The 15,738-nt window shown below is 45.1% G+C and carries 9 protein-coding genes; all 9 read right to left on the reverse strand.

From position 1 onward, the window contains the following. Positions 1 to 43 precede the first annotated feature (43 nt). Positions 44 to 7,450, reverse strand: a complete 7,407-nt coding sequence (sprA, locus tag H6550_01255) for a cell surface protein SprA (GenBank protein MCB9044741.1) — start codon at positions 7,448 to 7,450, stop codon at positions 44 to 46. Positions 7,451 to 7,506: 56 nt separating this feature from the next. Then, entirely contained in the window at positions 7,507 to 8,085 is a 579-nt protein-coding gene (gene ruvA / locus H6550_01260; protein ID MCB9044742.1) for a Holliday junction branch migration protein RuvA, read from the reverse strand. A gap of 698 nt (positions 8,086 to 8,783) precedes the next feature. Next, a complete protein-coding gene (locus tag H6550_01265) occupies positions 8,784 to 9,419 on the reverse strand; it encodes a hypothetical protein (GenBank protein MCB9044743.1) in 636 nt (211 codons plus the stop codon). 139 nt (positions 9,420 to 9,558) lie between these two features. After that, entirely contained in the window at positions 9,559 to 10,938 is a 1,380-nt protein-coding gene (locus H6550_01270; GenBank protein ID MCB9044744.1) for an NADH-quinone oxidoreductase subunit N, read from the reverse strand. Positions 10,939 to 11,009: 71 nt separating this feature from the next. Continuing rightward, entirely contained in the window at positions 11,010 to 12,452 is a 1,443-nt protein-coding gene (locus H6550_01275; GenBank protein MCB9044745.1) for an NADH-quinone oxidoreductase subunit M, read from the reverse strand. Positions 12,453 to 12,482: 30 nt separating this feature from the next. Continuing rightward, on the reverse strand, positions 12,483 to 14,366 hold the full coding sequence (gene nuoL / locus H6550_01280; GenBank protein ID MCB9044746.1) for an NADH-quinone oxidoreductase subunit L: 1,884 nt from the start codon (positions 14,364 to 14,366) through the stop codon (positions 12,483 to 12,485). Between the two features lie 3 nt (positions 14,367 to 14,369). After that, positions 14,370 to 14,669, reverse strand: a complete 300-nt coding sequence (gene nuoK, locus H6550_01285; GenBank protein ID MCB9044747.1) for an NADH-quinone oxidoreductase subunit NuoK — start codon at positions 14,667 to 14,669, stop codon at positions 14,370 to 14,372. Positions 14,670 to 14,717: 48 nt separating this feature from the next. Continuing rightward, the gene (locus H6550_01290; protein MCB9044748.1) at positions 14,718 to 15,218 is read right to left on the reverse strand and encodes an NADH-quinone oxidoreductase subunit J; all 501 of its coding nucleotides are present in this window, start codon (positions 15,216 to 15,218) and stop codon (positions 14,718 to 14,720) included. A 5-nt stretch (positions 15,219 to 15,223) separates the two neighbouring features. Next, positions 15,224 to 15,733: an NADH-quinone oxidoreductase subunit I gene (locus H6550_01295; GenBank protein ID MCB9044749.1), complete on the reverse strand. Its 510-nt coding sequence runs from the start codon at positions 15,731 to 15,733 to the stop codon at positions 15,224 to 15,226. Between the last annotated feature and the right edge of the window lie 5 nt (positions 15,734 to 15,738).

Raw genomic sequence — 15,738 nt, forward strand, 5'->3', positions numbered from 1 at the left:
CCACGAATAAGTTAGCCTTACGCATTATAGTTTGTCTATAATACTATTGGGCAAATATGAACCTGAGGGTAATGCCCGCCCTGGTAGTAGTGATAGGGTATGAGCTGGTAATATATGGTATACTCTTACGCCTGTCGTAGAAGAATATCAGGGTCAACTTATCACTTACTATATAGTTGATGGTTGGTGAGATTGTGATCACTTTTTGCCCCCTTGTTACGACACTGAGGTTCTGAGCCAGGTAGTTATTCACCGTTTTATCATCTCTGAGCGACACGTTTACCTTTACATTCAGGTCATTTTTCAGCTTGGTGACGCCAAATACTTCAAATGGCAGAATAAGGCCCTTGATGCGGTAACCCAGACCTATCACGTATTCGGTACTGTTAGTTTCACTTACCTGGTAGTCTATCAGGCTAAGGCTTACGGTTCTTGTCTTCCTATATTCAAAGCTGGTCTGCATATTGTTTTTGAAAGCCGCATCAAAACCAACTAACGGGTTCAGTTGCTCTGATATGGTAATATTAGGCACCTGGAAGTACGGTACAAAGTTGCCAGAGTTAGAGTCGATGAACGAAGGGAAACCCAGGTTGTAGATATCCTGGTAGTATAATGCCGACACAAAGCTGTTCATTGACAAAGTACCCGAATAAGAATGGTTCAGTACAAAGTTGCTGGCTATATTACGTATGGCCTCGATCTTCATCAGACCGTTATACCTTGCACGCCAGTTAGGCATAGGTTTATATGCCTTGAACGGATTGTTCTTGATGTTCCTGTTATCATAGCTTATCAAGCCCACGTCACTGGCTTTTTTGCCGGTATATGCCGCAATGAACGATGGCACAAGCACGTCCTGTGAATATTCAGTATATCCTTTTTGATAGTCGGCATTATTGGGGTCATTTGCACCATTTACATACGGGTTGGCATTACCTAATCGCTCTGAAATAATGGTCCTGTTGTTCAAAAGCTGTGTGAATGCTTCGGAATTAACACCACCGCTTTGGAATAGTGTTTTTAGTCCTATATAAGTTACTGTGAACGACCCTGTCTCATAAATGTTATTATGAGTGAAATCACCACCACCAAATGTAGTGTCTTTGAACAACTCACTGAGCGATTTGCTGTATGTCTTCGTCAGGGTCATATCAATACGCAGGTCTTTGATAGGCTCCATAGTTGTCACCAGGTTAATGCTTTGCGTATACTGCTGCTGAAACTGTGCATTGAACAGTGAGTCTGTACTTAGTTTTCCCTCGCGAGCCTGCTTTTCCAGCCATGGCCTGTCAGGCTGATAACCATAGATAAAGTTGAAACCTGGCGCTCCGCTGCGGTCATTCATACCCATAAAGCGTGTACTATCCATATAACCCGGTAATGTAGAGCCCGAGTTTTCTGTATAGTTTATGGTCGTTCGTTTCACACTTGTCAGCAGGCGGCCTGCAAACCTCTCCAGGTCGTTCACTTCAGGAGTAGTATTTCTTTTCTTTCTTCTTTCTTCCTTCTTTTTACGTTTTTTCTTCTCTTTTTCTGCTTTAAGCCTTGCTACTTCCTGTGCTTCAAATACTTTGCGTACAGAATCCAGTTGTTCATTGCTCATCTTTCCGGCCAGTTTCTCAATGGCCTCATCAATATCAAATTTCTCAGGAACTTTTTCTTCCTTCTTGTCTTTTGCTTTGCTATTATCGTTAGACTTGGCCCTTAGGTCTTTAGCCTTTTTCCCGCCGGTTGTATCTTTCGTTGGCACTTTCCGCGGTTTGGGCTGGTTAACAGCACGGAGCCATCTTTGCTTGTTATATATCCTGTCAAAATTCAACTCACCATTCACTTGTGTATTCTGCGTATTACCAATGGTATTACCCTGGCTCTTCGCCAGCCTGGATGCAGCTGTCCAACTATAGGTATTACCATAGTTTATGCGAACATTAGTCCAGTCAAGAGCCGGTATCTTTTGCAGAGGAAGTGTATAGGTTGTATTGAACTGCTGGGTGTAAAATGTGTTCCTCCCAAGCTTGCTGATAGAATTCCACAATGAATCTTTTTTCTCTTGTGTATCTATCTTCCCATATGGCTCATCTATCCTTGAATTGTTTGTAGCTGTGTAATCGAACGACAATGAACGAGACAGCTCCCAGCGGGTAGTGTACACCCTCGACCACAAAAAGTTCTTAAAGTATGTTGGTTGTATCTCTATCGGATCGTTAGTAACGTTACGTACCTGTGTCTCTTCAAAAACTTTCTGCAGGTTGGTACGGAAAGTAAAGTTGGCAGGCAGCAATTTAATATTGAAGTCTTTTATGAGTGAAACCCAGGGAGACTTTGTTTTTATGGTTCTTTTGAATGGTTCAATAGGTTTAGACTTGATCGTGTATGTATAGCCTAACCCTGCTTTCTGATCCAACAGGTTGTCGCTTTCTATTATCGGGTTGCGTTTGAACTGTTTGTTATATGCATAACTCACGTCAAAATTCTTGACACTCCACGGTTTGGTAGATGTTGTTTGTTTATCCGGGTTGCCAAGTATGCGCACATTAGAAAAATTGACACTGAGCACAGACGTGAAATCCTGGGCTGTTTTTTTCAGTGAATCTCTTTGTTGGGCATCCGAAGCCGAATTGATCTTGTTCTTGTAGGTAACGTCACGATCATACGGGTCGTACTGCGGGTTGCTGATATTTTCTGAATACCCGACAAACACAGGTAATTGTACCCCCAACTTGCGTGGCAACAGTTTACCCATGTTCAGGTTGGTTGATACACTATATTGGTAGAAATTATCCCTGAACCTCTGGTTCAGTTTCTGATCGATATTACCATAACCCTGAGTATGCATACTACCACTCAGGTTGATATTACCCAGGTCAGCCATTTGCAGGCTGATCTTACCAGATGCAGCGTAACCAGGCTTCTCATTCAGGCCAACCAGACGCAATTCGTTGAACCATACCTCAGCACATTTTTTCAGACCATCATCATTGGGGTTGTCAGTTTTGTCAGGATTATAGACACCCAGCATCATCGTTTTTGCATCACCTATATTAGGATTACCTAATACAAGTATCGTTTTGCCGTCGGGTGTTACCGAAGTATATGGTTCATAGGTTGTAAGTCCTTTTGCGTTACGTTCTGTCTTTACCTTTACAAGGTCTTCAAGCACCAGGTCTATCCTGTTCCCTTCCGGCCACACTGCATCTGCATTACCATCTCCGGCAGGAGATATCTTCAGCGGTACCTGATATTCGTAATAGTTATTGATAAAGTCACTACCAATACGAATAATAGCCCTTAGCTCACCGTCTACCAATGGTGCCTGGCCTACCCTCGATTCCGCGTGTACGAACATGCGCATACCGGTAAACTGGCGCATGTCCACGTTTACCTCTTTGAACACAGCCCTTGCATCGCCATCTTTCAGGTTACATACCTGCAATGACAGTGCCTGTTCATTGAGCTGAACATTCTGACCGCTGCTGATATTTGCCTGTTGCCTGTTTACACCCGGCGGTATTACATAAGGTATTGGCTGGCGTTTACTATTCTCTTCAAGGCTGACAGATAGCACTGAGAATTCTGTATTATCATTCTCAGGAACTTTTTCTCCCGGGTGCTCCAGCGAAAAGAGATAACGCCTCCAGTTATTACGTCCCAGTTCTAAACGGGCAAGACGCATAACAACGCTGTCTTCAAAACCGGTAAGAAACATACGCATGAAACGTATCGAACGGAAGTCTGAGATACCGCCTACCACATTTGAATATTCGCGCAAAGGAACTTTGAATTGGTACCAGGTTTCCTTTTCAGTAGCTCCATTAGGTAGCTTGGCATCCGTCTCTACCTTGCTGATGATATAATTCGTTCCCACCTGCATATTGGGTTGTATATCTATCCGGTATTGATAATAATCTTCTGACTCAGTCAGTGTATTATCCCTGTTGATGTCCTCTGATTCCGGAATATTGGTACCGGCAAATGAATAGCTGGAGCTACCGTCAGAAACAGGTGAGTTACCATGCGGGTTATTGAATTTTTTATATCGGGTGATGACGTCCGTCTGGTTGTTCTCATATTCCTGGTCGCGGAAATATTTATAGTTGTCACCAGATGGGTCGTTATTGAGCTTATCCAGCACTTCGGGGCTTACTTTGGCTGCTACCTGGCTCAGATATTGCGCAAAAAAGTGTCGCTCTTCCTCATCATCCAATCCATCATAACCGACGTCCTGCGTTGTTCTTGCGGCAGGATCGTTCTCAAAAGCGCGGGTGATTTGTTGTTGAAATACCGGAGCATAACCCCATTTACTCTCCAGCAACTGGTTCGTGTTTTTAGGATAGCTGATACCATTCTCAAAAAACAGGCGCGAGTCTTTCAATACATCTTCTGACACATTACCCAGGTTGATATAGAAAGAACCTCCTTTCGAATTCGGCCGGTTGATAAACGGATCCAGCATCCAGAACTCAATGAATTCTACGTTCGATGCCTCAAAGTCACTGTTATCTATCGATCTCATGATACCTGCCCAGCGTGTTTCAGGCCTGCTTAGTTTACCATCTGCTGTCAACCCGTCAACATCAAAGTTATAAGGGCCCCTTTCTGCCGGGAAATATGCGAGGTCAAGTGTACTTAATGCATTCTGCAGACTTACAGTGGATTTCTGAGGAAATACTTCTGTTTGTTGTACCAACCTTATATAGTGCTGGTTCGGATCATTCTTTACATAGTCAGGCACGCCTGTGTTCGGGTCAACCAGGGTTGGCTCCAGGAAATACCAAGCCAGGCGGGCCCTGTTGGAGCCATATACCAGGTTATTATTCTCTGTGGCTTCGGCAAACAGTTTTATACCATTCCTGTCTGTAGCTCCCACCGGGGTAGAAGCAAGGGTCCATGCATTTGCCGGGAATTTCAGGTCGTAAGAACTGCGCGTTCCTTCAAAGTCATCAATGTATACAGAACCTTCAGGATCCAATACATCAATTTGCCTTGGGTGACTTGGTAGTAACCCTGCAACCTCACCTGTTACGTTCAGCAATGACGGTGCAGAGGTAGAAAATATCGGTAGCTTATCCAGCAGCCTGGTTACCCCGGGTGTTTCCGACTGGTAGTTTGCATCCAGGCCCAACACGGTATTCTTGATCGGGTCTTCACCCACATTTGTTTTTTGGGTGAACGGCCGTTCTGTTAACCTCATATAGGTACCACCTATTGTCAGCTTATCATTGACAAAGTAATCAAGACGCGTACCTAAGAAGTTTTTCTGCTGGAAACCGAATGTGGCATTATCCTCATACTGCACATTGATAGGAATACCTGAGTTGAGTATACCGGTGTTCAATATCTTCAAACGTCCCAGGCCGTAATCTATCTGGTAATCAACATTTTCCACTAACCTTTGTCCACCGGCTGAAACGGATACCGAGTTCTGCGGGATATTAAATCCTCCCAGAAATATCTCAGATGATGATGATGACCGGTAAGAACCCTTTATTACATACCTGTTGTTTTGCTGAAATTGGCGAGCAACGGTTTTAGTTGAATCGTACAGTATCTGGTAGAGATATTTTTTCTCCAGTTGTGTCGCATTATCTCCCAGGGCCGGTTTCAGATCACTACCAAATGGCTCCAGAACAGGGAATATGATCTTACCCTGCTGTGTGTTGATCGTAATGCCCTCTACAAAATCGAATATACCATCAGGAGCAGGGTCATTCTGAAAATTCAACCTGTCCAGGTTCAGTATCCTGATAAGCGGTACACCAGCCTGCACACCTTCAGGCAGGTATCTTTTTTCACCACCGCCCGGATCCTGGTACAGCACGTTAAGCCTGAACTCATCTTTAGAAACACCCAGTCCACCCAATGCGTAGATGTTTTTCATCATCAGGTCCCATATGGGTAATGCCGGGCTGGGCGAAGTAGTTTTCAGCATCTTCATAAACAACACCCGCTGTGAGTTGGAAGATGTATTCTGTTGAGGGTTCTGCGGGTTAGGATTGATCACATTTTGCCCTGGCTGTGGCGGAAGGTCTTCAGAGAATTCACCTACCTGGAACGTCTTGCCGTTGTAAGTATACCTGAATGCCACCGCCAACACATCATCCGAGTTGATCTGCGTATTCAGCGATATATAACCCAATTGCGGATTGAAAGAGTATTCTGTAGTGTTCAGCTTACGTGCTGTAACAGCCGTAAAGTCTTTGGTAGTTTCCAGCCCGAAACCGGTATTCACGATCTGCCCCGTATTGCCCTGGCTGCGCAGGCCGGGTATCTGTTGCAACGTAGAGTACAACTGGTTCGAGTAGTTATCAGGCAGGCCATATGGTACAGATTTTACCGCTCCTTTTACTATATCACGATAAGGCTCAGCTTCACCCAGGTCTGTGAATGCAATGATATTACGTACGCCTTCTGTTGCACCTGTACGGTTGGTCACCCAAACCTCTATTTTGTTAATGGTAACCAACGAAGAGATAACCGGGTAGGTAGACAAAGCCTTATTATAGTTATTCCTGAAATAGTGCGATAACAGGAAGTGCCTGTTCTCTTCATAGTCATCAGCCTTAACTGAGAACTGTTGCGTCTGCGCACCACCTTGTATGGTAAGGCTCTGTGTTTTTGACTTTTGCTGAGATACTACAGAGGTAACCCACAGCTTACCAAATTGCAATTGCGTTTTCAAACCAAAGAGCGACTGCACGCCACTTATCAGGCTGCTGTTGAGCGGGAAACTGATATTACCGGCCTCTATCTTTTTTATGATCTCATCCTCTTTACCCACATACTCCAGCTTTTGTACATTCTGGTAGTCAAAAGTGGCTTTGGTATTATTGCTGATATTCAGTTTCAACTTATCGCCAACCGTGGCCAGCAGGTTGACGTTCATCTGCATATCAAAGTCGAAACGGCCATACTTCTGCGCACGTTGCGGCAGTGTAGGGTTCTGTATGTTCTGCCAGTTACCACCGAATGTAACATCCACATTACCCTGCGGTTTTACTGATATGGTACTACCCCCGAATATCCTGTCGAAAAGGCCCGTTTTATACATCTGCGGCAGGTCAGGCTTGTTATTGAACAATGTCAGGGCTTTCATCCTGCGTTGCCAGTAGGCCTGTTCATCTTTTTTGGCCTGGTAATCCATGTACTCGTCAAAGGTCAGGAAGGTAGGCGTGCTCAGGTAACGATCGCTCAGTTTGTTTGAGAAGTAATATCCACTGTCGCCTGGCGAGTATTCTACCTCCTGCTGAATATTAGCAGGTTGTTTCAGGTCGATACTGGAAGGGTTCTGGTCAACGGGATTACCCGAGTTGTCATATATAGGGAATTTCAATTCAAGCGAGTCCTTTTTCTTGCTCGCAGTATCTTTTTCGTCCGGCTCGTCGTAGAAAAAAGGGTCATCAAAATCGCGGGCAGCAACATTCGCTATCACTATCAATAGTGATATAGCCAATACTAACTTATATCCGAAATTCGTTTTACCCGTCAATGTACTTGATTCCCAAGGTTTTATAGTAACCGCAATGCCTTTTTAATTATGTCTTCAACAGTCAGCGAACCTGCATTTTCTATTTTGCCGATGGCTGCCTGTGCTGCGGCCTTGTTAATGCCTAAGTTCACTAATGCAAATAACGCATCATTCTCGATTGTATTGTGCTGAATGCCCGTAAATGTTGCATCCTGGGGCAGTGACTGCAGCTTACCTTTCAGCTCCAGGATGATACGTTGCGCCGTTTTGGCGCCTATGCCCTTCACTTTCTGAAGGCTGTTCACATCTTCGGTACTGATGATGCGGCCCAATTCTTCGGGTTTCAGTGAGGACAATATCAGCCTGGCTGTAGCTGCCCCTACTCCGCTGATACTCAATAGGTGGCGGAATGTTTCACGCTCTTGCTCATCGGCAAAACCGTACATCACCCAGGCATCTTCGCGTACCTGCAGGTGGGTATACAGCCGGCATTTGTCCAGGTGCTGTATCTTACTGAAGGTCTGCAAGGTGATATTGACCTCGTAGCCCAGCCCGTTTACCGATAAGTATACTAAAGACGGGGATTTATATGTTAAATCCCCTTCTATATATGCAAACATAATATGCTTTTCAATTAGGGGCTGTAAAATAACATATTTCAATAACAATCAGACCCGGAAAGCAAGATAAATCGGTGTACTTACATTACTTGCCGGCGATCTATGCATATTACCTTTTTGTAAAGACCTGAAATGAGCTGGCTGAGGATACAAAAACCCCTGCTAAACAGCAGGGGCACGTCTGGTGTATACGGGTAATCACATTAGCAAATAGTGGTTCAGTAATACGTTCACATAGCTGAACCGGATTATTGCCATTATGAACCCTTAAAAGTACTTTATGATGCGGCCCTGCCACAAGGGGAAAATCACCCAGTTTTTGTTAATATGTCCGTCGTAATGAGTTCGCAGGGTCATTTGTTAAGTAATGTTAAGTGGATTAGTGATTTTCTGCCTTAACAATGGGAAGCAAATGTTGTAATTCGTTCATATTGATTTTAGTTGCCTTATTGAGCTCAATGTGTTCAGTTGTTGTGAAATAGTATGGTTTTCACGAGTCAACCACCCCGATTGTCTCATACTCCTTTGAGGTGTTCGTCAATATCCCTTCCTAGTAACAGGAGGGGAACCTCTTTTTTGTTTCGGAAACGAATGTTCATTCACTGATTTTCAGGTAACAGGATGTCAAAGAACTTGAGGGATATTACGGGTGTAATACCATATCAAATATACGTAATTATATTGTAATAATGAATTGTTTATAGTGCCGCAACTATGCCTACCGTGAATGTGAAATAACTCAGGGTGACTCCCGAGTTTCTGCGTATGGTATAAGTGTTTGTACCCGTGGTTTCCAGTATGCCATCTGCTTTGCTATGGTTGAAACGGGCAATGCGCCAGCCGTTATTCAGTTGCAGCTTAGTATTTTTTGTGAGTGCCAGCGCCATTCCTGCATTGGCACCGGCCATGGGCAACACCGCCTGTGAAAAACCGAGATCATTACCCCCTGTAATAATGCCGAGCTGCGGACCTGCATACATATATGAGCCACGCCCCATATTTAGCTGGTAATTGACAAACAAGGCGGGCGATACATTGGGAGATACGAGCCTTACCTCATCATAATATGCGTAGTTATACACCAGTCTGTCATCCTGGTACATTTCTATTTTATACCACATTTTGGTGCGCATATTACCGGTTTCGACAGCCAGGCCTGCCTGCCAGTGTTTGTTCAGTTGTTTTGCAAGTTTCAGGTCAATCAGTATATCCGGGTTCGCATCGAAAACGAAAGGGCTCTCGTAATTACTCAACGTTACGTTGGTAAAATTCATACCCACACCAGAAGACAGATACCAGTTATGCTGAGCATAGCTAAAGGTTGAAAGAAACATTACAATAATTAAGGATAAAAGGTAACGCATATTGGTGCTTTTTGTATGGCATTGAAAGGACAATAATTATGCCAATTGCTGGTGTCTGTTACAAGCATTGCAAACAAGGACCGGTTAAATATAGACTAGACAAATATTTCTATATGCTACCCAAAAACAGTTGCGGAGCAACGCCGAGGAGTATCACCAGTATGCAGGTAATGGCCAACAGGACTTTGTCTGAAGGGCCCATTTCTACGGTCATCTCAGCATCGCCTGTTTTGAAGTACATGGCTATGATAACGCGGAAATAGTAGTACACACTCACAGCCGCCATCAGTAGTGCGAATATCACCAGCCACAGCAGGTTGCCGTGTTGCATAGCAGCCGTCAGCACAAAGTATTTGGCCATGAAACCACCGGTAAGCGGTATACCCGCCAGCGACAGCATAAATATAGTAGTAAAGAATGCCAGCAACGGTTGCTTTTTAGCCAGCCCGTTGAAGCCGTCGTACGTATAATCTTTCATTTTTATCAGTACGGAGAACATACCGATAGTAGCTACGCTGTAAGCTGTCGCATAAATGATCATACCCTGCCATGCTACTGAGTTGACGGCAATGATAGCGAACAACATAAAGCCCGCCTGCGCGATGGAAGAATAGGCCAACATACGTTTCACACTCTGCTGGAATACCGCAGTAATGTTACCGATGAACAGGGTAGCCGCAGTTATCAGCGCTACTATCATCATCCAGTGCTCGTTGAGGCTGCCGAAGGCAACGTGGAACAAACGCAGGAAACCGACAAATGCACCCGCCTTAACGATAGTAGACATGAAAGCCGTGAATGCAGTAGGCGAACCGTCGTACACGTCGGGTGTCCACATATGCATAGGCGCCGCCGACACTTTGAAAGCGAATGCTATAAGTATGAACATGATACCCGCCAGTGCCATCGGGTTGAGCGCCGATGTTTGCAGGAAGGTGAAATTAGTAATGTAGAAAGAACCTGTAGCACCATACAACAGGGTGATACCCATAAGCAGGATACCGGTAGTAAAGGCACCCATCAGGAAGTATTTCAGCGATGCCTCGTTGCTCTTCAGGTTACGCTTATCGCTACCCGCCAGTATGTACTGAGGTATAGACATGATCTCGATACCGATGAACAGCATGAGTAGGTTGTTGTAGGTACTGAGCAGGAAAATACCACAAAGGATAAAGCTGATGAGCGAGAAATATTCCGCTACGTGGTTGCCCACGCGCATAATATCCCTGCCCATAAGCATTATGTATAGTAATGTACATCCCGCCATGAGCATATTGAACCAAAGCGCGTAGCTATCGAAACGTAGCATGTTGTTGAACAGCATTTCGGGAGCCGTGGCAGATGCCGACTGTACTTCCCAGATAGTTACGCCAAGCAGCGCCAGGAACAAAGCTGTAGCAATTGATACAATGGTCTTCTTTTCTTTGATGAAAAGACCGGAGAACATCAATATTATACCCAATATCGTAGCAGCAATAATTGCCTTCATATTCCAGTACCAGGATCATCATGCCCATGCATGATCACCTCGATTTTTATTTTAGTTAATAATTATAACCATTAAGGCATCAAACCCGCCATGCCGGCTGTTAGCTCCAGCAATGGTTTAGGATAAACACCCAATATTATGATCAGGCCTATCAAAATAGCCAGGCCAATATATTCATTTACTGTAAGATCGCCGGTGCCGGGCTTCATAGCCACAGCCTCGCCATAACCTGTACGCTGTATCATGTTCAGCGTGTACACCGCGCCAAGTATGATACCCAGACCTGCCACCACCATAAATACGATGTGGTATTGCGACTGGCTTGCAAACAAACCGTTGAACAACATGAACTCGCCTATGAAACCATTGGTAAGCGGCAGTGCTATGTTAGCCAGTGATATGATAACCAGAGCTACCACCATCAAAGGTGCCGTACTGGCCATACCACCCAGTTGTTTCATATCGCGTGTGCCCCAACGTTGCTCTACCATACTTACTATCACCCACATACCTGCTATGTTGATACCGTGGTTGAACATCTGCACCATCAGGCCATGTGTACCTACACTTGTATTGGCAAAGGCAGCCGCACTCATCAGGCCCATGTGGGCGATAGATGAATAGGCCACCAGGCGTTTCAGGTCGGTCTGTACAATAGCCAGCAGCGACGCGTAAACGATACCGATAACAGAAAGTGTAATTACCGTATCAGACCAGTACATCATGCCATCGGGCACTACGGGCAGCAACCAGCGCACCACCGCGAACAAACCCATCTTCACCATCAGGGCGCTCAGTATGATCGTAACCGGGGTAGGCGATTGCTCGTAAGTATCGGGCTGCCATGTATGGAAAGGGAATATCGGCATCTTGATAGCGAAGGCTATGAAGATGAGCCAGAACAACCACTGCTGCTGGTCGGCAGGCAGCGAAGCTCCCGCGCGTACGATGTTATCCCATGCAAATGCATTGGAACCTGAACCCTGCATAGCCAGGTAGATGATACCCGCCAGCAGCATAAGGCTACCAATGAATGTATAGATAAAGAATTTGAAAGTAACCGCAATACGCCTTTCGCCACCCCACTGCGAGCAAAGGAAGTAAACAGGTATCAGTGCCAGCTCCCAGAAGAAGTAGAACAGCAGAGCATCAGAAGCGAGGAATACACCCGTAATGCCCGCCTGTGATAACAGCATCAGCCCGTAATACGCGCCACGGTTCTCTACCTCTTTATTGCTGTTGGTAATGAATACAACCGTCATCACAATACCTGTAAGCAGGCAAAGCATAATAGCCATACCATCGGCCAACAGGCTGATGTTAGTACCAAGGGTTGGTATCCACAGCATACTCCAGGCTATTTGCGCACCATTATATATATCTGTACACAACAACGCAGATATACCAAGTGTAGCAACAGAACTTAACAACGCGATACCCTTGGCCTGCGCTTTCACCAGCATGCTGAAAATGCCTGCTATCAAAGGGATCAGTATGAGTAATATCAATATCATAATATCAGTCGCAATATTGCTGTGTCTTAATTATTGTATCCAAAAAAAGCTGATAGCGAACAGGGCTGTTATCCCCAGTACCATCGCAAAAATGTAAAAACCTACCTGTCCGCTCTGCGCCAGTCTTATTTTTCCGCTACCCCAGTTCACCAGTTTACCAACACCATTTACAGCGCCGTCAATACCCAGTTTCTCAACCACGTTATTGAGCAGTCCTGCCAGTGCAGCTATAGGTCGAACAATGATCGCATCATATAATTCGTCGAAATACCATTTGTCCTCCAGCATTTTGGCAATACCCGTATTGGCCGCAAAGTTTGGCTTTTTAGTAAATGAGTAGGCTACTGCTATCATCATTATTACCAGTCCGGTAGACAAGCTCATCAGCATCCACTCAGTAGCGTGCTCCAGGTGATGTACGTCAAAGTTGCTGACAACAGGTGCCAGGTAAGCATTGAGCGTATGATGCTCGCTGATAACAGGGGGTAGGCCAACATAACCACCTACGATAGCCAGTATAGCCAGCACTACCAGTGGTATGGTAATAGCCGCAGGGCTTTCGTGCAGGTGATGTTCCTGCTCGTGCGTACCACGAAATGTACCCGTGAACGTCAGGAAGTACAGGCGGAACATATAGAAAGCTGTCATCAATGCCGCACCCAGTGCCAGGTAATACATTACAGGGCTGTGCGTATAAACAGATGCCAGTATTTCATCTTTCGAGAAGAAGCCGGAGAACCCGGGGATACCTGCGATAGCTAAACAACCTATCAGGAAGGTGATACCCGTAACGCGCATGTGTTTGTTCAGTCCACCCATTTTGCGAATGTCCTGCTCGCCGCCCATAGCGTGTATCACACTACCCGAACCAAGGAACAACAGGGCCTTGAAGAAGGCGTGTGTCATAACGTGGAACACCGCAGTTGTATAAGCACCTACGCCCAGCGCCAGGAACATAAAGCCCAGCTGGCTGACAGTAGAGTAGGCCAGTACTTTTTTGATATCGTATTGTTTGATAGCAATAGATGCTGCAATAATTGCTGTAGCAAGACCTATAACAGCCACCAGATGTTGCGCACCGGGAGCCATATTGTATAACACACTGCTGCGTGCTATCATATATATACCCGCAGTAACCATGGTAGCAGCGTGTATCAGTGCCGATACAGGAGTAGGACCCGCCATCGCATCGGGCAGCCATGTGAACAGTGGTATCTGCGCACTCTTACCCATAGCACCTATGAAGAAGCAAACAGCTATCCAGTTGTACATGCTGTCTGTTACTACAGCAGAACCACTATTTATTTGTCCGAAAAACTCGCCGTAAGAAAGTGTTCCAAAGTTGTACAGCACCAGTAGCATACCTACCAGGAAGCCGAGGTCACCGATACGGTTCATCACGAATGCCTTTTTAGCGGCATTGGTGAAATCACGATTCTTATACCAGAAACCGATGAGCAGGTAAGAGCAAAGTCCCACACCTTCCCAACCGATGAACATGATAAGATAGTTGGCACCCAGCACCAGCAGCAACATAGAGAACACGAACAGGTTGAGGTAAGCGAAATACTTCACCATACCTTCATCATCGTGCATATAAGATGTAGAGTATACATGTATCAGGAAACCAACACCGGTAATGATGAGTAAGAACAGGGACGACAGTGCATCTACCTGGAAGGCGAAAGGCACATTCAAGCTACCGGACCGGATAAAATCGAACAGGTTGACAACCGTACTTGTGCCGGAAGACTTAACCTCAAAGAAAATACCCAGTGAAACTGCAAAAGAAGCCAATACCGCCACGCTACCAATGATACCACCTGCAGACTTTGGTATTTTTCTCCAGCCGATACCGTTGATAAGAAAACCTATCAGTGGAAATAATGGAACTAAGTAAACTAAATTAGTCAACGCTTAGTGTTTTAATCTGTTTAAAATATTAATGTCTACCGAATGTACTTTGCGGTACATCATCACAATTATCGCCAAACCTACCGCAACCTCAGCCGCTGCCACTACCATGCTAAAGAACACGAATATCTGTGCAGAAGCATCGTTGTACATTTTAGAGAATGCAACCAGCAACAAGTTCACCGCATTCAGCATCAGCTCAATGCACATGAAAATGATAATGGCGTTGCGACGCATCAGCGTACCCATAACACCAATGCTGAATAACGCCAGGCTTAAGAATAAATAATATTGTATCGGCATTTCAAAAAATTCAAAAGTCAAAAATCAAAACCAAAAACATTTTCAAGATTATTCTTCTCCTTTTTTACCTAACACAACCGCGCCAATCATTGCACTCAAGAAAAGAACACTGCTTATTTCAAAAGGCAGGACAAACTTGGTAAAGAGTGTCATACCCAGGTTTTTGATCAATCCGATGTCGGTAGCCGTCTGCTCCAACATGTTGTTGGTAGACGTTTTCAGCGCTGCCAGTACTACCAGGAACATGATACCCCCGGATATGACACCCGCCAGCTGCACCAGCCGGTTCTTCTGCGGTTCGGTATCCGCATTCAGGTTCATCAACATGATGACGAACAGGAACAGTACCATGATAGCTCCCGCATATACTATAATGTTAACTATAGCCAGGAACTGCGCATTCATTAATATATAATGTCCTGACACCGCAAAAAAGGTTGCTATCAGGAACAGAACACTGCTCACGGGGTTGCGGCTGAGCACTACACCCAACGCACAGCTTATTGCCATAACCGTAAGTAACCAGAATATTGCCTCGTATGCACTCATGAGTATTATTGGTTGCCGTGATTTTTGGGGTTAGGAATTAACAGATCTTCTTTTTTGTACACCATTGTTTTGCGGCTGTAATGCGTAGGCATCAGCGTTTCACTCAGGTATACCGCATCTTTAGGACAAGCCTCCTCACAATAGCCGCAGAAAATACAACGCAGCATATTGATCTCGTATTTAGCGGCGTATTTTTCTTCACGATACAGGTGCTCTTCTCCCGGCTTGCGTTCAGCCGCTTCCATTGTAATAGCTTCAGCGGGGCATGCCAGCGCACAAAGTCCGCAGGCGGTACAACGCTCACGACCTTCTTCGTCACGGTTCAGAATATGCAGGCCACGGAATACAGGACTAAAAGCACGTTTTTGTTCAGGATATTTGAACGTAACGTTCTTCTTAAATATATGCCCGATGGTTATAGTCAACCCTTTGAAGATGGCCGGAAGATATATCTTCTCGCCAAACGTCATCGGGCTGCGGTCAACCTGTACCGACCTGTTTGTTAGTTTTTCCATTTCAA

Source organism: Chitinophagales bacterium, from assembly GCA_020636495.1.
GTDB lineage: Bacteria > Bacteroidota > Bacteroidia > Chitinophagales > Chitinophagaceae > UBA5543.

What these genes read in the sequence shown, in the direction of transcription:
- ruvA (MCB9044742.1), bottom strand. Translation starts at nt 8,085, where the DNA reads ATGTTTGCATATATAGAAGGGGATTTAACATATAAATCCCCGTCTTTA.
- H6550_01265 (MCB9044743.1), bottom strand. Translation starts at nt 9,419, where the DNA reads ATGTTTCTTTCAACCTTTAGCTATGCTCAGCATAACTGGTATCTGTCT.
- H6550_01270 (MCB9044744.1), bottom strand. Translation starts at nt 10,938, where the DNA reads ATGAAGGCAATTATTGCTGCTACGATATTGGGTATAATATTGATGTTC.
- H6550_01275 (MCB9044745.1), bottom strand. Translation starts at nt 12,452, where the DNA reads ATGATATTGATATTACTCATACTGATCCCTTTGATAGCAGGCATTTTC.
- nuoK (MCB9044747.1), bottom strand. Translation starts at nt 14,669, where the DNA reads ATGCCGATACAATATTATTTATTCTTAAGCCTGGCGTTATTCAGCATT.
- H6550_01290 (MCB9044748.1), bottom strand. Translation starts at nt 15,218, where the DNA reads ATGAGTGCATACGAGGCAATATTCTGGTTACTTACGGTTATGGCAATA.
- H6550_01295 (MCB9044749.1), bottom strand. Translation starts at nt 15,733, where the DNA reads ATGGAAAAACTAACAAACAGGTCGGTACAGGTTGACCGCAGCCCGATG.